At 69.6% G+C, this 21,578-nt stretch carries 20 protein-coding genes; 9 read left to right on the top strand and 11 right to left on the bottom strand.

What is annotated here, in order from left to right:
* Positions 1–4: 4 nt before the first annotated feature.
* The 8 genes from AB0J78_RS21150 to AB0J78_RS21185 form a co-directional block, all read right to left on the bottom strand.
* Positions 5–1,153, bottom strand: a complete 1,149-nt coding sequence (locus AB0J78_RS21150; protein WP_363791527.1) for a thiolase family protein — start codon at positions 1,151–1,153, stop codon at positions 5–7.
* Entirely contained in the window at positions 1,150–1,569 is a 420-nt protein-coding gene (locus AB0J78_RS21155; protein WP_363791529.1) for an OB-fold domain-containing protein, read from the bottom strand. The genes AB0J78_RS21150 and AB0J78_RS21155 overlap by 4 nt, the downstream gene beginning before the upstream one ends.
* Positions 1,570–1,580: 11 nt before the next feature.
* A complete protein-coding gene (locus AB0J78_RS21160) occupies positions 1,581–2,399 on the bottom strand; it encodes an SDR family oxidoreductase (protein ID WP_363791531.1) in 819 nt (272 codons plus the stop codon).
* 30 nt (positions 2,400–2,429) lie between these two features.
* Entirely contained in the window at positions 2,430–3,650 is a 1,221-nt protein-coding gene (locus tag AB0J78_RS21165) for an acyl-CoA dehydrogenase family protein (RefSeq protein ID WP_363791533.1), read from the bottom strand.
* Entirely contained in the window at positions 3,647–4,414 is a 768-nt protein-coding gene (locus AB0J78_RS21170) for an SDR family oxidoreductase (protein ID WP_363791535.1), read from the bottom strand. Before AB0J78_RS21170 ends, AB0J78_RS21165 begins: the two co-directional genes overlap by 4 nt.
* Positions 4,411–5,418, bottom strand: a complete 1,008-nt coding sequence (locus AB0J78_RS21175; protein ID WP_363791537.1) for a phosphotransferase family protein — start codon at positions 5,416–5,418, stop codon at positions 4,411–4,413. Before AB0J78_RS21175 ends, AB0J78_RS21170 begins: the two co-directional genes overlap by 4 nt.
* A gap of 60 nt (positions 5,419–5,478) precedes the next feature.
* A complete protein-coding gene (locus AB0J78_RS21180) occupies positions 5,479–6,267 on the bottom strand; it encodes an enoyl-CoA hydratase/isomerase family protein (protein WP_363791539.1) in 789 nt (262 codons plus the stop codon).
* A gap of 81 nt (positions 6,268–6,348) precedes the next feature.
* On the bottom strand, positions 6,349–8,295 hold the full coding sequence (locus AB0J78_RS21185) for an FAD-dependent oxidoreductase (RefSeq protein ID WP_363791541.1): 1,947 nt from the start codon (positions 8,293–8,295) through the stop codon (positions 6,349–6,351).
* 96 nt (positions 8,296–8,391) lie between these two features.
* On the opposite strand from AB0J78_RS21185, the gene AB0J78_RS21190 reads away from it, so the two are divergent.
* The 3 genes from AB0J78_RS21190 to AB0J78_RS21200 all read left to right on the top strand — a co-directional run bounded on the left by AB0J78_RS21190 (position 8,392) and on the right by AB0J78_RS21200 (position 11,976).
* Positions 8,392–9,432 carry an alcohol dehydrogenase catalytic domain-containing protein gene (locus tag AB0J78_RS21190; RefSeq protein ID WP_363791543.1) on the top strand — a complete coding sequence of 347 codons (1,041 nt, stop codon included), beginning with the start codon at positions 8,392–8,394 and terminating at the stop codon, positions 9,430–9,432.
* A 25-nt stretch (positions 9,433–9,457) separates the two neighbouring features.
* Complete coding sequence (locus tag AB0J78_RS21195; protein ID WP_363791545.1) at positions 9,458–10,480, top strand: NADP-dependent oxidoreductase; 1,023 nt, start codon at positions 9,458–9,460, stop codon at positions 10,478–10,480.
* A gap of 155 nt (positions 10,481–10,635) precedes the next feature.
* Positions 10,636–11,976 (top strand): MFS transporter, encoded by a 1,341-nt coding sequence (locus AB0J78_RS21200; protein ID WP_363791547.1) that lies wholly within the window; start codon positions 10,636–10,638, stop codon positions 11,974–11,976.
* Here the strand turns inward: AB0J78_RS21200 and AB0J78_RS21205 are convergent.
* Complete coding sequence (locus tag AB0J78_RS21205; protein WP_363791712.1) at positions 11,971–13,320, bottom strand: DUF1254 domain-containing protein; 1,350 nt, start codon at positions 13,318–13,320, stop codon at positions 11,971–11,973. The genes AB0J78_RS21200 and AB0J78_RS21205 overlap by 6 nt on opposite strands.
* Positions 13,321–13,427: 107 nt before the next feature.
* On the opposite strand from AB0J78_RS21205, the gene AB0J78_RS21210 reads away from it, so the two are divergent.
* Positions 13,428–14,189, top strand: coding sequence for a DUF1254 domain-containing protein (locus tag AB0J78_RS21210; protein WP_363791549.1), 762 nt, complete (start codon positions 13,428–13,430; stop codon positions 14,187–14,189).
* Between the two features lie 539 nt (positions 14,190–14,728).
* On the opposite strand, the gene AB0J78_RS21215 is transcribed toward AB0J78_RS21210, so the two are convergent.
* A complete protein-coding gene (locus AB0J78_RS21215; protein WP_363791551.1) occupies positions 14,729–15,445 on the bottom strand; it encodes a GAF and ANTAR domain-containing protein in 717 nt (238 codons plus the stop codon).
* A 76-nt stretch (positions 15,446–15,521) separates the two neighbouring features.
* On the bottom strand, positions 15,522–16,412 hold the full coding sequence (locus AB0J78_RS21220) for a GAF and ANTAR domain-containing protein (protein WP_363791553.1): 891 nt from the start codon (positions 16,410–16,412) through the stop codon (positions 15,522–15,524).
* A 182-nt stretch (positions 16,413–16,594) separates the two neighbouring features.
* On the opposite strand from AB0J78_RS21220, the gene AB0J78_RS21225 reads away from it, so the two are divergent.
* The 5 genes from AB0J78_RS21225 (at position 16,595) to AB0J78_RS21245 (ending at position 21,518) form a co-directional block, all read left to right on the top strand.
* Complete coding sequence (locus AB0J78_RS21225) at positions 16,595–16,984, top strand: hypothetical protein (protein ID WP_363791554.1); 390 nt, start codon at positions 16,595–16,597, stop codon at positions 16,982–16,984.
* A gap of 9 nt (positions 16,985–16,993) precedes the next feature.
* Positions 16,994–17,782: a DNA-formamidopyrimidine glycosylase family protein gene (locus AB0J78_RS21230; RefSeq protein WP_363791556.1), complete on the top strand. Its 789-nt coding sequence runs from the start codon at positions 16,994–16,996 to the stop codon at positions 17,780–17,782.
* Between the two features lie 923 nt (positions 17,783–18,705).
* The gene (locus AB0J78_RS21235) at positions 18,706–19,527 is read left to right on the top strand and encodes an IniB N-terminal domain-containing protein (protein WP_363791558.1); all 822 of its coding nucleotides are present in this window, start codon (positions 18,706–18,708) and stop codon (positions 19,525–19,527) included.
* A 201-nt stretch (positions 19,528–19,728) separates the two neighbouring features.
* Complete coding sequence (locus tag AB0J78_RS21240; RefSeq protein WP_363791560.1) at positions 19,729–20,391, top strand: sigma-70 family RNA polymerase sigma factor; 663 nt, start codon at positions 19,729–19,731, stop codon at positions 20,389–20,391.
* 152 nt (positions 20,392–20,543) lie between these two features.
* Positions 20,544–21,518, top strand: coding sequence for a ferritin-like domain-containing protein (locus AB0J78_RS21245; RefSeq protein ID WP_363791562.1), 975 nt, complete (start codon positions 20,544–20,546; stop codon positions 21,516–21,518).
* Positions 21,519–21,578 lie beyond the last annotated feature (60 nt).

The following is a 21,578-nucleotide window of genomic DNA, read 5'->3' on the forward strand; positions in this document are numbered from 1 at the left end:
CCTCTCAACGGGTCAGAACCGTGCACGCGCTGATCCCCGGCGCACCGTAGACATGCGTGAACCCCACCCGCGGTGGAGACGGCACCTGGTGGGCGCCGGCGTCTCCGCGCAGCTGGAGCGCGTTCTCGTAGATCTGGCGCAGCCCGGAGGCGCCGACCGGCTCACCGTTGGCGATGCACCCGCCGTCGGTGTTGATCGGCAGCCGCCCGTGGATCGCGTTGTCCCCGGCCTTGATCAGCCGCTCCTGCTCGCCGTGCTCGCACAGCCCGGTCTCGGCCATGTGCATCAGCTCCGCACCGGACTCGGTGTCCTGGATCTGCGCCACGTCCACTTCGGACGGAGCGATCTCGGCGGCCTCGAACGCCGCCCGCGACGCCTCCACCGTCGGCGACTCCGCGCGCTCCACGGCGATCCAGGGCGCGTACACCTCGAACGATCCGTAGCGCCGGCTGCGGAACGCCGCTCCGCGCAGGAAGATCGGCTTGTCGGTGTACCGGCTCGCCTCCTCCGCGCGGCACAGCACCAGGGCGACCGCGCCCTCACCCGGCGAGCAGTACATGTACTGGGTCAGCGGGTGCGAGATCATCGGCGCTGCGGCGATGTCGCCCGCGGTGAGCTCGGCTCGCCGCCACGCGTTCGGGTTCAGCGCTCCGTTGCGGAACGACTTCTCCGCGATCAACGCGAGGACGTCGGGGCTGATGTCGTGGTCGTGCAGGTACCGCTGGATCTTCATGCCGAAGAACTGGGTGGTGACCATCATCCCGGTTTCGCCGTACCACGAGCCGATGCCGTGCTCGGCCGGGTCGACGTTGAACGCGCCCCTGGGGTGCTTGTCGAAGCCGATCACGATGCCGAGGTCGTGCTGCCCGGAGCGGATCGCGGCGTCGGCCGAGATCAGCGCCGAACCACCGGTGGCACAACCGTTGGCCACGTTGATGAACGGCAACCCGGTCAGCCCCAACTCCGAGACCAGCGTGTCGGCGTCCCCGGCCGAGTGCGAGCCGCCGAACCCGAACTGCATGTCCGAGAAGGACAGGCCCGCGTCCCGCAACGCCTCCCGCGCGGCGTGCACCGCCTGAGCGCGGCCGGAGACGCCCTTGGTCCGTCCGAACCGGTGAATCCCGATCCCGACGATCGCCACTCCGCCCGTCATGTCCCCACCTCCCGGTCCGGGGCGAACGCGAAGGTGTGCACCGTCGCGCCGTCGTCAGCCGTCCGGAACGGCACCAGCTCCAGGTGCATCGGCATCCCGATCTCCAGCGCCTCCGGATCCGATTCCGTCAACCGGGTTTCCACCAGGAGCTGTCCCGGCAGCTCGACGTAGCCCAACCCGAACGGTTCGAACTCCTCCGGTCCCGCGTACGGCTCCTTCGGGCGGAAGCCCTGGACCGTGAACGTCCAGAGCGTGCCGTTGCGCGCCAGCGGAGTGTCCACCATGGAATCTCCGGTGCAGCGCGGGCACCCGGCCTGCCGCGGGAACGTGCAGGCGGCGCAGTCGGCGCACCGGCTGCCCAGCAACGCGGGTCCGTCAGGCGTGTCGGTGACGAGCGCGTCGTCCACCAACCTCATGGCGACTCCTGTCATGGCGCGGCCAGCCTCCCCCCGTCGACGGCCAGCAGCGATCCGGTCGTGTAGCTGGACGTCGGTCCGCACAGGTGCAGCGCAGCTCCGACGATCTCCGAGGGATCACCTCCGCGCTTCGAGGGCCAGGTCTCGGCCATCTCCTCGAAGGCGTCCATGTCCCACGCCGAACTGATGTCGGTGAAGAACGGTCCCGCGAGGATCGTGTTCACCCGCACCAGCGGCCCGTACTCCTGCGCGAAGCCCGCGGTGAGCGTGTTCAACGCCGACTTCGCCGCCGCGTACGGCAGGTCGCCGCGAGTCGGTCGAACCGAGGCCATCGAGGAGATGTTGAGGATGGCGCCGCCCTCGCGGGAAGCCATCCGCTCGCCCGCGAGGGCCATCAGGCGGAACGGCCCCTTGAGGTTGACTCCGATCACCTTGTCGAACAGCTGCTCCGACACCTCGGCCAGGCTCGGGTAGACCGGAGCGATGCCCGCGTTGTTCACGACGACGTCGACCGGCCCGAGGGACTGCTCCACCTCGTCGAGCAAGGCGGGGAGTCGTTCCCAATCACCGACGTGAGCCCCGTGCGCGGTCACCCGGCGTCCCGTGGCCTCGGCGAGTTCACCCGCGAGCTGCTCGCAGGCGTCCTTCTTCCGGGACACCACGGCCACATCCGCACCGGCGGCGGCGAAGGCGATCGAGATCTCCCGGCCGAGCCCGCGCGAACCACCGGTCACCAGCGCGGTGCGCCCTCGGAGCGGGTTCTGCTGCGGCCGCGCCGCGGCGGCGGCCTCCGCCACGGTGCGCGCCGGTCCTGAGCTGTCTGGCTGCATTGCCACTCCCGTCTCGTGTCCGTCCTGCCGCTACCGCGGGATGTCGCGCCACGGGACGTTCTTGTCCCCGCGCGGTTCGGTGGGCAGGCCGAGAATGCGTTCGGCGATGATGTTGCGCTGGATCTCGTCCGACCCGCCCGCGATCCGGTACCCGGGTGCGCCGAGCACGTGCTCGGTCCACTGGTACGCGTCGTCACCGGTGTCGGCGATCAGCCGGTTTCCGAGCACGGTGGCCGCGACTTCGCTGACCTGCTTGAGCTTCTGCGCCCACGCGAGCTTGCGCAGCGAGCCGATGGCCGACGGTTCGCCGCCGTCGAGCCGGGCCTCGCGGTCCCGGGTGGCCGCCAGTTCACCGAGCTTCTCCTGCACCCACACCTCGGCCAGGCCGCGCCGGACGTCGGGGTCGCCGAGCCTGCCCAGCCTGCGCGCGGTCGCCACCAGGTGCCGATAGCCGCCGCCGAGTTCGGTGTTCGCACCGGAGTGGCTGCGCTCGAACCCCAGGGTGGCGAGGGTGACCTTCCAGCCCGCACCGACCTCACCGAGGCGCCACTCGTCCGGGATGCGGACGTCGTCGAGGAAGACCTCGCAGAACGACGATCCTCCCGACATCTGCCGCAGCGGCCGCACCTCGACGCCCGGGGTGTCCATCGGCAGCAGGAACGCCGTGAGGCCGCGGTGCTTCGGGACGTCCGGGTCGGTGCGAGCGATGAGCTCGCCCCATCCGGCGAACTGGGCACCGGAGCTCCAGACCTTCTGCCCGTTGACCACCCACTCCGCTCCTCGCCGCTCGGCCCGGGTGGCGAGCCCGGCGAGGTCGGATCCCGCGGACGGTTCGGAGAACAGCTGGCAGGCGAGCTCGTCGCCGCGCAGCAGCGGCCGGACGAGGCGCCTGCGCTGCTCGGGGGTGCCGAACAGGTCGATCGTCGGTGCGATCAGATGCGCGCTGACCGACGCCAGCTCGTGCTGGCCCGGCGTGTCGAACGCACGCTCCAGCTCCGCGAACGCCTCCTCGTGCGCGGGTGTCAGCCCGCCGCCTCCGTCGGATTCGGGCCAGGTCAGCGCGCCGTATCCGGAGTCGAACTTGCGGCGCTGCCATGCGCAGACGCGGTCGAGCAGCGCGCGTTCCTCGTCAGCCGGCAGGTTGTGGAACACCGACACCGACGCGCGGGACGCATCGGCGTCCTGCCGTGGAGTCGCGTTCTGCGCAAGCCATTTCCGCGCTTCGGCGACGAAATCATCGATGCTCGTCATCGGGCCGTCCACCCTCCATCGACCGCCAGCACCTGACCGGTGCAGTAGCTCGACGCCGCTGATGCGAGGAAGAGCAGCGCGCCGTCCAGCTCGGAGCCTTCTCCGGCCCGGCGGAGCATGGTGTTGCGCTCGATCCAGCGCACCGACCGGTCGTCGGCGAACAGTTCGTCGTTCATCTCCGTGTGGAACCACCCCGGCGCCAGCGCGTTGACGCGCACGCCGCGCCCGCCCCAGTGCCCGGCGAGTTCCCGGGTGAGGCCGATCAGTCCGGCCTTGGCCGAGGCGTAGCTCGCACCGCCCAGCGGTGCCGCGGAGACCAGCCCGAGGATCGAGCTGACGTTGATCACCGACAGCGACCCCCCGTCGGCCGCGCGAGCCGCGAGCTGCGCCAGGTGGAACGGCGCGACCAGGTTGGTGCCGAGCACGCCCGCGAATGCGGACGGCGTCTCGTCCGACGGCTTCGCGCCGCTTTCCGTGCCGGCGTTGTTCACCAGCACATCGACCGCTCCGCTCTCGGCGGTGATCGCGGCGATCAGAGCTTCCCTGGCCGCCTCGTCCGAGAGGTCGGCCGGCAGGACGCGCAGCGCCGGGTTCGTCGCCGCCAGCGCGTCGAGCTTCTCCTTGCGCCGGGCCGTGATCCACACGGTCGCGCCCGCTACGGCCAGCACGGTCGCGAACCGCGCACCCAGGCCCGACGACGCGCCGGTGACCAGCGCGGTCCTGCCCTGCATCCCGAACAGCTCCCCGGGAGTCGGCACCGTCATCGCGACCACTCCTCGAGGATCGAACGCCCGGAAACGATCAGCGCGTCGATGGTGGCCGGCAGCTGCTCCTGAACGGGGTCGTGGTGCACGCCCTCGCGATGCCGCTTCAGGTTGTGCCCCATGATCGCGGCCATCTTCATCCGCCCGAGCGCGCGGAACCACGCGTAGTCCGGTGGCTCCGGGTTCCCGCAGGCCGCGAGCAGCTCGGCTTCGGACGGCAGCTCCGGCACGACTCGGCCGACACCGGGGAACAACGCGCCGTCGGTGAACACGCCGAACCAGCCGAGGTCGACCCGCGGATCACCGATGCTCCAGATCTCCCAGTCGACCAGCGCGGTCGGCTCGGCACCCGCGCAGAGCAGGTTTCCGAGCCGGAAGTCGCCGTGCACCAGCACCGGGTCCACCGCGTCGGGCACCGCGGCCTCCAGCGCGGACAGCAGCGCGTCCGAACCGGAGCGGAGCTCCTCGGGAACGGCGTGCATCGTCCTGGTCCAGCGCGCGAGCTCGTCCGCGGGGCGGAGCGGTTCCGGGACATCGCCGCCCGCCGAGCGCAGCCCGGCTTCGATCTGCGCGAGAGGAACGGCGTGGAGCTCGCCGAGGATGCGTGCCGCCGCGACCATCCGCTCCCGGGCGATCCCCGGTGGGAGCGGATGGTCTTCGAGCACCGGTTCCTCCGCCGTCCCCCGAGCGCGCTCCATGGCGAACCAAGCCGGTTCCACCTCGCTCCGGGCGGTGACGGCAGGCAGCGGCAGCCCGGACCCGATGCCGGCCCCGGCCAGCGCCGACAGCACGTGCGACTGCCGCAGGACGTCGTTGCGTCCCACCGCGCGCCGCCCCGGCGGCACCGCCTTGACGACGTGGTCGTTCCCGACGGCGTCGGTGACCACGTAGGTCAGTCCGCTGCGGCCACCGTCCAGCGTCCGCAACGGGCCTGACCCGCCGAGCTCGGCACGCACCCGCGCACCGAGCTCGGGATCGGCGTCCACGACGGCCGACTTCGTCATCGCAAGCTCCTTCGCCAGCAAGGCCACCACTGCTCGATCACCACGCAACGGACCACCGGCTCAGCGACCGGTCCACTTCGGATCGCGCTTCTCCAGGAACGCCGAGACACCTTCGGCCGCGTCCTGGGAGTTGAGCGTGACGCCCACCGCGAGGTGCTCCAGCACCATCAGCGAGGCGATGTCGGCGTCCAGGCCCCGGTCCACCGCCATCTTGGTGAGCTTCATCTGGAACGGGCTCTTGTCCGTGAGGTGGCTGATGAACTCCTCGACGGTCTCGTCGAGCTCGTCGGCCGGGGCGCTGGCGTTGACGAGGTCGAAGTCGTCGGCTTCCTTGCCGCTGAGCAGCTTGCCGGTGAGCATGAGTTCCTTGGTCTTGCGGATGCCCAGCATGCGCGGCAGGCGGTAGATCGGACCGGCGCCACCGAACAGGGCACGGCGGATGTGGAAGTCACCGATCTTCGCGTCCTCGTCGGCGATCGCGAAGTCGCAGGAGATCATGACCTCGAACCCGCCCGCGGTGGCGTAGCCCTCGATGACCGCCACCGACGGAGTCGACATGTTGTAGAGCCGGTCGCAGACCTTGGCGGACACCACGGCAACGTCCATCGCGGTGCTCGAACCGATGAAGTCCGACTGCAGGCTGTCCAGGTCGAAGCCGGACGAGAAGGTGTTCTCACGTCCGCGGAAGACCAGGACGCGCAGCTCGGGGTCGTTGTCGATCTCGGTGATGATCTCGTCGAGCCGGTTGAGCATCGGCACCGTGATGCAGTTGCGCTTGTGCGGGCGGTTCAGCCAGACGCGCGCGACGTTGCCGTCCTTCTCGAACTGGATGTCGTCCTCGACTGCCATGTTTCCTCCTTGAACTGACTTCAATTCAATACTGGGTCGCGGACTCGTCCCTGTCAATACTTCGAGCGCTCCCGGTGTCGCTCAGGAGGAACCGTCGAGCTCGACAGCGAGGCCTGCGGCCCGTCCCTCGGCGATGGCATGGCCGACCTGGCGGGGCGCGACGCAGTCCCCGATCGCGCTCGCGCACGCGCCGTTCGCCCCCGTCAACGGCCGGGCCAGACGTTCACCGACCTGCACCACGACATCGGCGTCCACGTCCTCCCGGCTCCCGTCGAAGACGTTCTCCAGCTGCGCCACCGGTTTCGCAGCCACCAGCCGATGCAGGACGCGAACCCGCAACGGCGCTCCCTGATGGCGTTCGAGGAACTGGGTGCGCGACTCCGCGGGGATCGACGCGGCGAACCCCGCCCCCGGAGTCACGTAGACCACCCGGGCCACATCGGATGCCAGCGCGGTCTCGATGACACCGATCCCCTGCCACCAACCGAACCCGTCGTCGGCGATGACCACCGTTTCCGCGCCGGCGAACAGCTCGCGCGTGATGTCCCAGGAACGCATCGCACCCGGAATCGGAGGTGCCGCCTCGTTCGCACCGATCGCCCACACGACCTCACCGGCAGCCGCGACGTCCGCGTCGGAAACCGGAGCTCCCAGGCGCAGATCGATGTCCAGCGCGTCGATCCGCCGTCGGAAGTAGGTGATCAGATCGGCCCAGCCGGAGCGGTTCGGCACCGCCGCGGCCAGACGCAGCTGACCACCGATGTCGCGCTCCTCCTCCACCAGCGTCACGCGCACGCCGCGCTCGGCGGCGGCGACAGCGCACTCCAGCCCCGCGGGTCCGGCACCAACGACGAGCAGGCCGCCCTCCCGCCGCCGCCTTCGCGGTGGGGCCAGCACCAGTGGCCGCGCCGGCCTGCGCGCCTCGCCCGCGGGTGCGAGGTCGGGGTTGACGACGCACAGGCCCGTGGGTTCGTAGGTGCGGCAGTCCTGCAGGCACGCCGTGCACGGCCGGATCTCCTCGGCGCGACCCCCGAGCACCTTGCGGGCGAAGTCCGGGTCGGCGATGTGCGCCCGCGCCGACCCCACCAGGTCGGCGGCGCCGCTGGTCAACGCCTCAGCGATGCCCTCCGCATCGCGGAACGCCGAGCACAGCACGAGCGGGACGTCCAGGGCAGCGCGCAGCTCGGCCGACCGGCCCAGCAGCGGAGGCCGGTCGGTGGCCATGTCCGGCACGTACCGCCCGCGATCACCCCAGGTGAAGTTGAGGTAGTCGAAGGGAGCCTCGGCCGCGACGCACGGCAGCGACTCGACGAGATGCTCAGTGGTCAGATGCGCGGGGCCGCTGCCTTCGGTGGACACCCGGACTCCGATGACCGCATCGTCACCCGCCCCTTCGCGCACCGCCTGCACGACCTCGGCGAGCGCACGCGCCCGTCCGGCCGCACCGCCGCCGTACCGGTCCGAGCGGGTGTTCGCGGCCGGCGACAGGAACTGCGCGAGCAGGTAGCCGTGCGCCGCGTGGATCTCGATGACCTGGAACCCGGCCTCGGCGCAGTGCCGTGCGCTGAGCCGGAAATCGTCGGCGATCCGAGCGAAATCCTCGGCGCCGAGCGCACGAGCGGCGGCGGGTTCGCGCGGGCCTCGGATCGGGCTCGGGGCGACGAACGGCAGGAACGTCCCCGCCCCCAGCGTCTCCCTGCCGAGGTGACCGAGCTGGATCCCGGCCACCGCACCACCGGAGCGGATGCTCTCGGCCCGCAGCCTCAGGCCCGGCAGGGCCCGCTCGGCGTACGCCTCGGTGAGGATGCGGTTGCGCAGGGTGGAGTCCGGCGACACCTGGGTCCCGCCGGTGATGATCAACCCGGCCCCACCGCGGGACAGACGGGACCAGTAGCGCGCGTCCTGCTCGTCGGGAACGCCTTCGGTGACGGTCGCGAGTCCGTGAGCGGAAACGACCAGCCGGTTGCGGAGTTCGAACGGGCCGATCCGGAAGGGCCTGTTGGCGGGGTGGTTCACGGAGCCGTTCACAACATCCCCAATTCACACGTTGTGACAGAGACTTGGATTCACCCATACTGAACTCACTTCAATTCAGAGTCCAGGCCTGAACCGATGAGGAGCAGCATGCGCGCGTACCGGATGTTCGCCGATGGCAGCAGCGGGCTGACCGAGATCGCCTCGCCCGTGCCCACGGCCGGCCAGGTTCGGCTGGAGGTCCTGGCCGCCGGCATCTGCCAGTCGGACCTGCACGTCATCGACGCGGCCGGCAACGGACCTGCCACGGCCTGGCCGGCGCCGTACACGCTCGGCCACGAGATCTGCGGCCGGGTCGCCGAACTCGGGCCGGGTGCGACCGGTGTCCACGTCGGTGACCAGGTGATCGTCCACAGCCCGTGGGGGTGCGGGCAGTGCCCGCGGTGCGCGGCGGGAAGACCGAACTACTGCGACCGCCCCGATCCGAACGCGGCGGGCATCGGCCTGGGCGTCAACGGCGGGCTCGCCGATGAGGTGGTCGTCGAGGCCGGGCGCCTCGTTCCCGCCGACGGTCTCGATCCGGCTCTCGCGGCGACGCTGGCCGACGCGGGGCTGACGTCGTACCACGCGATCAGCGGCTGCCGGGAGGCGCTCGCCGAACCGGACGCGATCGCGCTCGTGATCGGCGTCGGCGGCCTGGGCCACCTCGCGATCAGCGTTCTCGCCGCCACCTCGGACGCCCACGTCATCGCCGTGGACGTCCGCGCCGACGCCCGCGATCTCGCGCTCACCTGCGGCGCATCGACCGCCTGCGCACCGGACGAGGTGCACGGCGCGCTGCACGCGCGGCGCGCGGACGTCGTGCTGGACTTCGTCGGCAGCGACGCGACGATGGCGCTGGCCGCGCGATCGCTGCGGCGGAGCGGCGAGATCGTCGTCATCGGCAGCGCAGGCGGCACGCTGCCCGTCGCGAAGGGCGCCGCGCTGCCCCCGGGAGCGCGGGTGCACCTCCCGTTCTGGGGAGCCCGCGACGAGCTCGTCGAGGTCGTCGCGCTCGCGCGCGAGCACGGCCTCCGCGCCGAGACCACGACCTACCCGCTCGACGACGCGGACCGGGCGCTCGACGACCTCCGGCACGGCCGGGTCCTGGGCCGCGCCGTGGTCCTCCCCCGGAACAGCCCGAAGCCCTGAAAACCCACAACCTCGAGGAGATCTCGTGGAAAGCGTTCAAGTGCAGGTTCTCGAGCTGCCGGTCGGCGAGGTCGGCCGACACCACTTCGAACTCACGACCGTCGACCTGCCTGACCCCGGCCCGGGGCAGGTGCTGGTGCGCAACACGTGGACATCGGTGGATCCCGGGCTGCGGCTGCGCCTGCGCGCCGACGCACCGCAGGGCTATTTCCCCGCCTTCCCTCCCGGCGAGGCGATGGACGGCGTCTTCGCCGTCGGCGTCGTCGAGGAGTCGCAGGCCGAAGGCTTCCCCGTCGGCAGCACGGTGTGGCACTCCTACGGCTGGCGCAGCCGTGCGGTGGTCGATTCCGGCGAGGTCGCGATGAACGGCATCGCGAACCTGCGCCGGCTCGACGTCGACGGGATTCCGGCCCAGGCGTACCTGGGCCCGCTCGGCGCGATGGGCCTGACCGCCTACGCGGGCCTGCACGTGATCGACGCGCTGGCCGGCACCGGCACGATCTGGGTGTCGGCCGCTGCCGGCGCCGTCGGGAACCTGGTCTGCCAGATCGCGAAGCTCAGCGGCCTCCGGGTCGTGGCCAGCGCCGGAAGCGACGAGAAGGTGGCCTGGCTGCTCGACGAGATCGGCGTGGACACCGCCTTCAACTGGCGTTCGCGACCGTTGAAGGAGTCGCTGCAGCAGGCCGCGCCCGAGGGGCTGGACCTCTGCTTCGACTCCGTCGGCGGCACTCACCTCGAAGCCGCGCTCGACGCGTTGAACGACCGCGGCCGGATCGCGCTGTGCGGGTCGATCTCCGAGTACGACGGTGCGGCAGCCGGGCCGCGCAACCTGTTCCTCGTCACCTCGAAGAACCTCACGCTGCGCGGATTCCGCGGCAGCGCGCACGTTCCGCTGCTCGACGAGATGCAGCGGCGGCTCGGCGGCTGGCTCGCCGAGGGATGCCTCGTCCACCGGGAGACCATCTACGAAGGACTGGAGTCCGCACCCACCGCCCTGGCCGACATGATGGCCGGGCGCACAACGGGCAAGACCCTCGTCCGGATCTGAGTTCGCGTGAGAGCTCGCACGCGGGCGCCCCCCTTCGGCTTTCGGCACCACCCTCCGCCCGAAGAAGCAGTTGAACTGATGTCAATTCATATCTACGGTGTCGACACTGCGGCCGAAGGACTGCGACGGTCGTTGCCGAGCGCAAAGGAGCGCCGATGTCGACACAAGCAATGCGTGATCGCGAACGCTTGGCCCGCCGTGCCAGCGTGGCAGCATCAGCCGGAACCGCCATCGAGTACTACGACTTCGCCATCTACGGCTACCTCGCCGTCGTCCTGGCACCGCTCTTCTTCCCCGCGGGCGACAGCCTCGTCGGTCTGCTCGGGACGCTGGGGGTGGTCGCCACCGGATCTCTGGCGAGACCCCTCGGCGGCTTGATCTTCGGTCGCATCGGCGACCGGCGCGGCCGCAAGGCCGTGCTCATGGCCACCGTCGCGGTGATGGGGACGGCCACGATGCTGACCGGACTGCTGCCGACCTACGCCTCCATCGGCATCGGGGCACCCATCCTCCTGACCCTCCTGCGCATCGTTCAGGGCCTTGCGGCGGGAGGTGAGATCGGCGGGGCGGCCTCGCTGTCCACCGAATCTGCCCCGTCCCGGCGGCGCGGCCTGTTCGGGTCCGCGACCTCGATCGGGATCTCGCTCGGCATCGCCGGCGCCGCCGGGACCGTCGCGATCCTGAGCGCCCTCACGTCCACGCAGCAGATGAGCAGCTGGGGCTGGCGCGTGCCGTTCCTCATCGCCGCGCCCCTGCTGGTGGGGGCGGTCGCTTACCGGATGCGGGTCGAGGACTCCCCGCTGTTCGTGCAGATGGCCAAGAGATCGGCGCCGCCCAAGGCGCCCGTGACCGAGGTGCTTCGGACGCACAAGGCCTCCGTCCTGCGGGTCATCGGCATCGCCTACTCGACCATGACCACCGGCGGGATCGCCTCGGTCTACCTGCTCGTCCACCTCTCGGCGGTGCTGGACTACCCGCTGACCGGGTCGCTGTGGCTGATCGTGCTGATCGTGCTCATGCCGCTGGCCGTCATCCCGTGGGCAGGTGCCCTGAGCGACCGCCTCGGTCGACGCCGCGTCCTCGCAGGCGCGATGCTGGGGTTCGTCCTGCTCGCGGTCCCGTGCTTCTGGATGATGCAGCAGGGTTCGCTCGTCCTGGCCATCGTTGCCGCGCTGGTGCTCAACATCCCCTTCAGCATCCAGCAGGGCGTGGTCTACACCCAGTACAGCGAGCTGTTCCCGACCAGGGTTCGCTACACCGGGATCTCGCTCGGCTTCAACGTGGGCGGCGTCATCGGAACGGGACTCGTGTCCCTGATCGCCACCGGGCTGGTCCAGGTCACCGGCCTCACGATCGCTCCGGCGTTCTACGCGGTGTTCGCCGCGCTGACGGGTCTCATCGTCGTCGCGACGATGCGCGAGACCTCGCGGGAGGACATGTCCGAGGAGGAGAGCCCGGCTGCCGACGAGCCGGACTCCCCGCCGGTTCGGTCATAGGTCGTCCGCGGCGCCCGCTCCGCGACGCACCGGAGCGGGCAGCCAGGACCCCGCGACGACTTCCTGCCCGGGCGAGTAGATGCGCAGGATCAGGTAGAACTCGCCCTCCGGGCACGGAAGCCAGTTCGCGGCACCGGGATCGGCGTGGCTGAGCACCAACCGCGCCGGTCCCCCATCACCGACGAGCGCGGCACTGCCCAGGGCGTGGCGGTGCACGGGGTTGGCGTGGAGCCGACCCGTCTCGGCGTGGTAGAGGGTCACGCTCCAGAACGCGGTGTGCGGTGGCTGCGCGGCGAATTCGAGGACGTGCGGACCATCGCGCCCGGCCAGCTTCTGCCCGGTGGAGTCCACGTGCGTGTTGAACGACGTGTTCTCCTCTGCGACGTTCGCGCCGAGACCGACGTGGTTCATCACCGCCCGAGCGAGGAAGTTGTGCCCGTGCGCCCCCTTGTCGAGGACGCGCGTCCAGCCGGTCCCGGTGGCAACGCCCAGCTGGGGGCGCGAGGAGCGCAGCAGGGTCTGCGCGGTGGCGAAGGAGCGCTCCAGCGCGCCCGCCGTTGCCGGGTCGAGCGCGGCCGGATCCCAGGGCGTCGGCCCGAGCAACCCCAGAGCCCGGAATTGCCGCACGTGGACCCATTCGTCACGGGGGAAGGCGTTGAGGCGCAGCACCGCGTCGAACGCCCGGTAGAAGGCGCGCCAGTCCTCCTCCACCTCATCGGCGCCCACGACGGGACCGAGGTCGCCGCCGGGTGCCCCACCCGCCAAGGTGACCTGGTCCTGGAGCTCGTGGACCACGTCGAGGTCGCCGTCCAGCACCTGGATTCGCAGCAGCAGCCAGATGATGGCGGTCGCCACCCGCACGACGGTGACATCATCGGGCGCTTCCCCCGACCAGTCGGGCGGGACCAACCAGTAACGGGCCGCGGCCGCGCCGAAGGTCCGGGCGCTGATGTTGATGGAGTTGCTGTAGGCGTCGACCACCTGGACGGTGAAGTAGCGCTTTCCGAAAGCCGGGAGTCGAAGCTCGACCGGCTCCGCACCCACGTGCACCCAGGCGTTGGAGTAGAGGGTGTCCACATTGGGCGCCCGGAAGGCGTGGAATTCGGGGCCCGCCGGGCTGCGCTCGTGGAGGAACGAGGCCATCCGCCCCGGCGCGCCGGGGTGCAGCACCTGCTCCGACATCTGCGCGTACTGCAGCACGGCAGGCGTGGCGTAGATCGTGGCCTGCATGCCCAGCGCCTCGATCCAGGACGCGCGGCTCCCCTGCTCGGCCGGGAGCACGTCGTCACTCGCGGATCTCCCGACCTGGGGCAGATCGTTCGTGTCATAGCCGAGCGGACCCATGTCTCCCACCCATCCTCACGTGCGCGTCATGTTGCGGATATCGCACCCCGAGGGCGCGCGGTTCGGCTATGCTAATTGAACCGAGTTCAGATCAGTAGGGAGGCGGCGTGGCCGAGGATCGAACGATGGACCTGGAGGAGGCCGCGCGGGCGGTCCAGGTGTGGGCCTACCCCCTCGTCTTCGCCCAGCGGGTGCGCCTCAACTTCACCCAGCCGCTGGACCCGACCGCGGAGCGACCGCTCAACTCCGCGGGTGCCCCGCTGAACACCTTCGGACACCAGCGCCGGCTCTCCGACCCGACGCTGACCGTCGGCGTCGCCCCCAACGTCGACACCCTCTACTCGGTCGCCTGGCTGGACGTCCGCCACAACGACTTCAGCCTGAAGTTCCCGGACTTCGGAACCCGATACGCGAGCTTCCAACTCGCCCTACCCGACACCAGCACCCCAATCACGATCAGCGCACCGGCCCCGGGCGAACGCTTGCCCGCGGTCTCGATCGCAGCCGGACCGGAACAGCTCGAAGTCACCGACGGCGAGGTCCGGCTGCGCACCCCGTGGCGCTACGTCATGGTCGTGGGGCGGATCTTGGTCGAACCGGAGGCATCGGACGAGGCTCTCGCCGACGTCCACCGGCTGCAGGACTCGATCGATCTGCAGCGACTTCCCGTCGCTGCTCCGCCGCGACCCACCTTTGACCTGGACGGATCGCTGACGATCCAGATCAGCGCCGCGCGACCGGATGCGGCGGCGAACTGGCTCCCCGTGCCGGCGGGCCCGTTCCGGCTGATGCTCAGGCTCTACCGACCGACGACCACGAAGTGGGACCCACCTCCGTTAGTCCCGGCGCCCCGACGAGAAGTGCCGTGAACTTCCGCGGCTACTGCGGCACAGGGTGTCCCGGGAGCAGGGTGCGGAACTCGGCGGCGGGCATCGGCGGGGAGAAGTACCAGCCCTGGTACGCCTTTCGATACCTTGCGCGCTTCTCCGCCTGGCCATAACGTCAGCACAGCAGAGCCCAGCCCCCGCTCTTCGTCTCGAAGGCGGGGGTTCTTTGCGCTTGCGACGGCTTTGGTCCACCGCACCGGCGCTCTGGAGCTTTGGAGCTCTTACGGAGTGCCGTCTTGATCGCGTCTCGTTGGCGCGCTCTCGCATGCGAGAGCGCGCCCCACTAGCCGGGGCGGTGCGCCGCCGCCACTGGGGGGCGGGGCAGACCCGAGACGACCGGGTCGAGGGGACCCAGGCCTCGGGTCTGCCCCGCGAACCATCACTGCGGAACTGCGGCTGCGCGCGACCGCGGTGAAGCTGCGCTGAGCACGACCTGCTGGTTCACGCGGATGCGGTGATTCGGTAACTCGATGCCCGGCGAGGTCGGCCGTGCCGGAGATCATCAGCGAACGGATGCCCGTTCAGCCAGACCTGCGTGCCAGGACATCGGCCGCCACGGACCGGTCGACCCCGACGCTGCGCGCGAGATCGCTGAGCCTCATCCGGTGATCCCGGGCGTAGTCGCGCAGCAGGACGAACGCCGCATCGACATCGATGCCACCTCGCTCCGCCAGCACGCCCTTGGCCTGCTCGATCATCACTCGGCTGTTGAGGGCCCCTTGAAGCTGTTCGATGACCGTCTCGCTGCGCGCCAGCGCGCGCTGCTGCAGGATGCCGATGGTGGCCACATCCGCCAGCGCCTGGCCCAGCTTCCGGTCGTCCTCGGACAGCGATGTGACTTCGTTGCTGAAAAGGCTCAGCGCTCCGACGGTCTCGGACCTCATCCGCAACGGCAGCGCGTGGACCGCCCGGACTCCTTGTCGCCGCGCCTCGAAGGCGAACGCCGGCCAGCGCCCGCCGTCGCTCTCCAGGTCATCGACGAGAACGGGATGACCGGTGTGGAACGCTTCCAGACACGGCCCACGTTGATCGGTTTGGAGTTCGAACAGCTCGAGCAGCCGCGCCTGTTCGTTGGACGAGGCCAGCAGACGCAGATCTCCGTGCTCATCGATGAGCAGCAGTCCTGATGCCGCCACGGGCAGCAGATCCACGCAGTGCGAAGCCAGCCTGTGGGTGAGATCGACGACGTCGTAGTCGGCCACCAACGCGTCAGCCATCTCCACGAGCGCCTCGGTCAACGCCTGCTCGCGCCGCGGGGGGCGGGTAATCATGGCCACTCTCCTTGATGCGATGCGAACGTGGTGAGCACAGCTCTTACCGCGGCACGTCGGTGAAACGCAGCCTGCGCGCGACGACGTCTGCGCCGACCTCGTCCAGCGTCCGATCGTGCCGATAGGCGTACGCGCGCAGCCGCACGAACGCCTCCTCAATGCTGATCTCCAGTTGTGCGGAGACCATGCCGGTGGCCTGGTGCACGGCCGCGTGGTGCCCGACAGCCATGTCCGCAAGCCCGCGCCCTCCCCCGTGCGCTTGCGCGTGCAACAGCGCCAGCGTCACCGCCTCGGCAACGACGAGCGCTTCGGTCACCTCGTGCAACGGGCCGGGCTCAGTCCGGTAGCAGTCCATCGCGCCGATGCTGATCGCGCCGATCTGCAGCGGGAAGGCGAACAGGGCTCGCGCCCGAGTCGTCTCCGCCTCGTGGATAAACATCGGCCACCGCGCCTTCGCGTCACCGTCACCGAGATCGGGGACCAGAACCGGTTGTCCGTCGGCGAACGCGGACGCGCACGGCCCCTCGCCGAGGTCGAACTGAAGCTCTTCGAGTCGGGCACCGGTCGAGTCGGTCGCTCCCAGCAGGGCACGCTCCCCGAGGTAGTTCCCACCCATCAGCGACAACCCGACTCCGTCCACCGGCAGGGCGGCCAGACACGCAACGCACAACCGTTCCGGCAGCACATCGAGGTCGGGGGTATCCCCGACAATGGCGAAAAGACCATCCGCGAGACGGCCTCGATCCACGGCCACTTGTTTCCGCCCCTCTGAACCGTCTGAACACGGCCCGAAGCCAGGTACGGAAACGGATGCCTGAGTCAGCGCATCCGACCATGCCTGTACACGCGCGAGTGTACTAGAACCGGACGCGCTCCTGGAAAGACCCGCCGCAGATCCGGAGAGGTCCGAGTGAACGCCGTGATCCGTCGCCACAGACCTGCGAAGCCGTCGCTTGGCGTTGATCGAGTTTGTGCGACTCGGTTGGCGGGAACACCGGGAGCTGTCGGGTGGGTGATGCCCGCATGACCAGGTTGCGGAGTGCGGTGATGAATCGGGACCGGTTGGACGCTCGCGTGCGCGATCGCACGGGTGGGCAGCTCGGTGCGTTGGACGCTATGGCCGGCTACTTGGACGACGTGCGGCAGGCCGCCCGGGCCATGGAGATCGAGTTGGACGCGGCTCACCTTGACCGGCAACGGATGACCGTTGAGATCGCCGTCAGCGGTGCGCCGGAGATATCCGTCGAGTGGACGCCGTACCTCGGTTGGAGCTTCAGCGCGGAGGGCGGCCGCTACTACCGCGTCGGGCAGGAGGCCGATGCCGCTGCGCTGCTCCCCGATCCGGACGAAGCCGCGGGCTGGTTGGGCGTGCTGGCAACCGGAGACCGCACCGGCCACTTCGAGCAGCCGATGCCCCTCGACCCCGAGGATGACACCCTCGTCGAGCGCTTGGCCACCTGCGGGCTGGGGACGGATCCGCACACGCCAGGCGACGACCACCCGTAGGTGCACGACATGCCAGAACTTCCGGACGTCGAAGGATTTCGCCGCGTGGTCGCCGACCACGTCACGGGCTTGAGAGCGCGGTCGGTGCGCGTGCTCGACACGGGCGTCGTGCACACCTCGCCGACCGACTTCGCACGTGCCCTGGAGGGCCAGGTGTTCGCGGAGCCGAGCAGGTGCGGCAAGTGGCTTCGCGTTCCGACCCGCAACCGTTCCGGTTACCCGCAGCTGCTGGCGCACTTCGGCATGACCGGCGCTTTCGTCTGGACCCCGGGCGAGGAAGCCGACCACCGGCACGACCGCGTCGTCTTCGAGTTCCGGGAAGGTTCGCTGCGGTACCGGGACATGCGCAAGCTCACCGGGCTGTGGCTCGCGACCGAGCGGTCCGAGTTGGCCGAACTGCTCGGCGACCTGGGTCCCGACGCCGCCGGTGTGGGCCGCCGCGACCTTCGCTCGCAGTTGACGCGCACCGCGCGCCGGATCAAGCCCGCGCTGATGGACCAGACGGTCGTGGCGGGCCTGGGTAACCTCTGCGTCGACGAGATCCTGTGGCGCGCGCGGCTGGCTCCGACCGCGAGCACCGCCGAATTGGACACCGCGCAGTGGGCGAGGCTGCACGCACGGCTGGGCTCGGTGCTGCGCAGCTCCTCCCGCGTCGGGCACGTCCCAGACCGGCCATCCTGGCTGACCGGACACCGGGATGAGCCCGGCGGCCGGTGCCCGCGGTGCTCGACACCTCTGCGGCGGAACAAGGTCGGAGGACGCAGCACTGTCTGGTGCCCCCACTGCCAGCCGTCCTGACATCGGGAGCCTCCGCTGTGCGCCGAACGCGGCGACGCCGAGGCGAGTAGCCCTCGCATTCGGGGCTTTTCGTCCTCCTCGCCCCGCGGCACCCTGAACCCGACGGCCCCTTCGGACCACTCCGGTGTGACGAGCGTCACCCGATGGGCGGTATATGCCAGGATCAGGGAACTGAAGCATGGCGCTGTGCTTCTCAGAAATCGGGGGCGTGGGCGTGGCCGCTGCCTCGACGAGGGGCCGAGACAGCGGCCACGCCCCGAGGAAATCAGCCGACGCCCCACCAGTCGGGCGAGGTCTCGCTGAATCGACGAGCCGTGCACGGGCAGACCCCCGGCGGCCTCTCCGGCAGGAGTCCCGTTCGGCGAAGAAGCCGGACATTGTTACCAGCCGGTAGACAGGACAGGTGATCGACGGGGATGGTCGCCACCCGGACGATTTCTCGTTTCGTGCGCGGACTCAATCGCCGACCATCCCAACTCGGGGCCCATTATTTCGTAGCGGAACCGAATGCGGATTGGTCGGTTCGGCATTTTTCTTCAGGTTGTTATCAAGCTCAATTCGAGCTTCCACTCATGGTCGTGTCGTGAATCACCGATCTCAGCTTCCCCAGTACGCAAAAATCGCGACCGCATGCGTTTGACCTGCTGTTACTGCGCTGAAAACGACAACCCCACACGGTTCCCCTAATAGAAGTTCACAGATTAGGGGGCTGTTTTCCCTTTGTGCGCGGAGCCCTTCGATCTAGTGTTTTCGAGGCGGAGGGGACATCACGACGACATCGCAGCGCGGGTTCGGATGTGCGGGATGCACGCCGCTGAAGCTCGGTGCGTGAGTTTTCAGCGGGGATTCGTCGAGCAGCGTCGAGATGTCTCCCCTCCGTCTCTCCGGGAATCCGCGCCTGCTGGGTCGGGAAGGGAACACCCATGCTCACGATGTATGAGTTCTTGTCCCGCCTCGTCACCGACCCGGGAGCGCGATCGGCCTTCGAGGCCGATCCGCGCGGCTCGTTGGAGCAGGCCGACCTCGGGGAGATGAGCAACACCGAAGTGGTGCAGGCCGCGTCACTGGTGCTCGACCACGCACCGGTCGAGATCGTCGAGGAGTTCGTCCGGGCCGCGCAGTCGGGCTTGGCACGTCTCGGCGGCAACCAGCACGTGGCGCTGACCTACCCCCTGCCGTCCTTCGTGGACGGTGACAACGAGATGGAGCACGAAAGCATGCCTACCCCCGACATCTTCTCCTCCCTGGGCGACGTCGACCAGATGATGCGCTCGTCCGAGGACGGCAACACGGAGGAAACCACCAACACCACCGAGACCTCCGAGGACACCACCGGCTCGAACAACCCGGTCGGTGCGGGCAACGAGTTCCAGCTCGACGGCCTGGTCGGCGACATCAACGCCGGCGACATCTCGGGCATCACCAACAACGGTGACGTCAACGCGGGCAACGTGGTCGGCAACGGCGTGACCGACGTCGTCGGTGGCGTGACCGACACCGTGGGCGGTGTCGAAGGTGGCGACGTCATGGGCGGTCTCGGCGACATCGCCGGAGCCGGCGACATCACCGGTGGCCTGCAGGACCTCGGCGGCGTGATGCCCGAGGTCGGCGGCGTCACCAACGCGCTGCCGGTCGAGGGCATGACCGAGCTGGCCCCGCAGGGCTCGCTGATGGCGCCGGTGACCGGCGCCGAGAGCCCGGTCGAGGGCACGGCCGGCGACCTGGCCGGAGGCCTGGACTTCTGATCCACCCCTCCCTCCTCGGTTGAGGAGTTCCCCGGTGGGAGGTTCTGCGCCCGACCGCAGAACCTCCCACCGGTTTCTCTTCTCGGCGAGAACCCGTCCAGCCGGATGACGACCGTCCACCGCGGACGAAAATGTTGTGGCGGAGACCAGTCCACGAGGGACTCGGCGACGAAAACCGGTCATGAGCCACAGGACGGACTGGTGCGACTCCACGCGGTCAGCTCTCTTCGGGGGCTGGCCGCGATGTCGGCGGTGACGCCATCAGCGGACCCGCCGAACCGGCGTGGCGATCGACGAGCGATGTCCTCGTGGTCGTGCCGAGTCGACAGCACCGTCCTCTTCGACAAGATCGCTGCTGGTGACGCCGATGCCATGACGCAGCTGCACCGGCTGCTCTGGGACTACGTGGTCGGGGTGATCGAGTGGACGGTCCAAGATCCGGCGCAGGCCGAAGAGGTCGCGCAGGAGGTGTTCATCGAGGTCTGGCGCACCGCCACCCGGTACCGGCCTGAGCGGGGCAGCGTCCTGACCTGGGTGCTGACGCTGGCCAGGCGCCGTGCCATCGACCGGGTCCGTTCCACCGAAGCCGCCAGGCGGCGCGAAGCCCGCTACCTCAACGAGGTTTTCGGCAGGCCCTACGACAACGTGGTGGAGGAGTTCCACGCCGCCTGGGAGCACCAGCAGGTCCGCCTGCACCTCGACGCCCTGAGCGAACTGCAGCAGCAGGCGATCGAACTCGTCTACTACCGCGGCCACACCTCCAGCGAGGCGGCGGAGCTGCTGGGCGTGCCGTGGGCGACGGTGAAAACGCGACTGCGCGACGCATTGATCCACCTCCGCCGCGACCTCGCCGACGACTCCTGACGAGAACCACGCCGCTGCGGCTCGAACCGGTGCCGCCGCTGAGCGCCGAGCAATCCTCGCGGTCCTCCGCTACGAACCCTCTGCGGATCGGCGTGGATCACCACGTGGGTCGAGAAGCCCCGAACGCATCCCGTGGCACCAGGAGGAACTGCATGTTCGGAAAGAGCTACGTCACCAGGATCATCAACCACAGCACGAACACCTCGACCGACCGTCGCCGATTCCTGCGCAGCGCGGGAATCGGTGGTCTTGGCGTGCTCGGCGCCACCGCCCTCCCCGCGGCGGCAACGGGCGTCGCGACGGCGGAGGAGTCAGGGGCGCCCAGCGACGGTGCCGTGCTCAACTTCGCGCTCAACCTGGAATACCTCGAGGCCCAGTTCTACTCCTACGCCGTTCACGGCCGCGGTCTGCCGGATTCGTTGACCAAGGGCACCGGCAACCCCGGACCGGTCCGCGGCGGCCGCGCGGTGCGCTTCGGCAGCAAGAAGGTCCGCCAATACGCGCAGGAGATCGCCTCCGACGAACGACAGCACGTCGAGTTCCTGCGCACCGCGCTGGGATCGGCTGCGGTCGGCCAGCCCGAGATCGACCTGCAGGACAGCTTCACCGCCGCCGCGCAGGCAGCCGGGCTCGTCAAGCCCGGTGACACCTTCGATCCCTACGCCAGCGAGGAGAACTTCCTGCTGGCGGCGTTCCTGTTCGAAGACGTCGGCGTCACCGCTTACAAGGGCGCCGCGCCCTTGATCCAGAACACGACCTACCTGGAAGCCGCTGCGGGCATCTTGGCCGCCGAGGCGTACCACGCCGCGAACATCCGCACCGCCCTGTTCGAGAAGGAAACCGGGCTGCTCGGCACCGGCCTGATCGGACGCGACCTCAAGGAAGCCACCGTCAAGCTTTCCGACGCCCGGGACAGCCTCGACGGCACCAGCGATGTGGACCAGGGCATCGTCAACGGCGACGGGGACGCCAACATCGTGCCCACCGACGAATTCGGCGTGATCTACAGCCGGAGTGCGGGTCAGGTCCTCAACGTGGTGTACCTGACCAACCAGCAGGCCACCTCCGGCGGGTTCTTCCCGCGCGGTGTCAACGGTGAGATCAACACCAGCGACGACAACGCCTGACCGAACGGCGTTGCGCGGTCCCGTGGGTCACCCCGGCGACGGGGCCGCGCAGCGCGCTCT

The sequence above is a fragment of the Saccharopolyspora sp. NPDC049426 genome (assembly GCF_040676935.1).
In the GTDB taxonomy this organism is placed as follows: Bacteria; Actinomycetota; Actinomycetes; order Mycobacteriales; family Pseudonocardiaceae; genus Saccharopolyspora.

Coding starts and splice junctions, on each gene's coding strand:
- AB0J78_RS21150 (WP_363791527.1), bottom strand. CDS start 1,153: ATGACGGGCGGAGTGGCGATCGTCGGGATCGGGATTCACCGGTTCGGA.
- AB0J78_RS21205 (WP_363791712.1), bottom strand. CDS start 13,320: ATGGGTCCGCTCGGCTATGACACGAACGATCTGCCCCAGGTCGGGAGA.
- AB0J78_RS21245 (WP_363791562.1), top strand. CDS start 20,544: ATGTTCGGAAAGAGCTACGTCACCAGGATCATCAACCACAGCACGAAC.
- AB0J78_RS21170 (WP_363791535.1), bottom strand. CDS start 4,414: ATGACGGTGCCGACTCCCGGGGAGCTGTTCGGGATGCAGGGCAGGACC.
- AB0J78_RS21230 (WP_363791556.1), top strand. CDS start 16,994: ATGCCAGAACTTCCGGACGTCGAAGGATTTCGCCGCGTGGTCGCCGAC.
- AB0J78_RS21235 (WP_363791558.1), top strand. CDS start 18,706: ATGCTCACGATGTATGAGTTCTTGTCCCGCCTCGTCACCGACCCGGGA.
- AB0J78_RS21180 (WP_363791539.1), bottom strand. CDS start 6,267: ATGGCAGTCGAGGACGACATCCAGTTCGAGAAGGACGGCAACGTCGCG.
- AB0J78_RS21165 (WP_363791533.1), bottom strand. CDS start 3,650: ATGACGAGCATCGATGATTTCGTCGCCGAAGCGCGGAAATGGCTTGCG.
- AB0J78_RS21225 (WP_363791554.1), top strand. CDS start 16,595: ATGGCCGGCTACTTGGACGACGTGCGGCAGGCCGCCCGGGCCATGGAG.
- AB0J78_RS21155 (WP_363791529.1), bottom strand. CDS start 1,569: ATGAGGTTGGTGGACGACGCGCTCGTCACCGACACGCCTGACGGACCC.
- AB0J78_RS21175 (WP_363791537.1), bottom strand. CDS start 5,418: ATGACGAAGTCGGCCGTCGTGGACGCCGATCCCGAGCTCGGTGCGCGG.
- AB0J78_RS21160 (WP_363791531.1), bottom strand. CDS start 2,399: ATGCAGCCAGACAGCTCAGGACCGGCGCGCACCGTGGCGGAGGCCGCC.
- AB0J78_RS21190 (WP_363791543.1), top strand. CDS start 8,392: ATGCGCGCGTACCGGATGTTCGCCGATGGCAGCAGCGGGCTGACCGAG.
- AB0J78_RS21200 (WP_363791547.1), top strand. CDS start 10,636: ATGTCGACACAAGCAATGCGTGATCGCGAACGCTTGGCCCGCCGTGCC.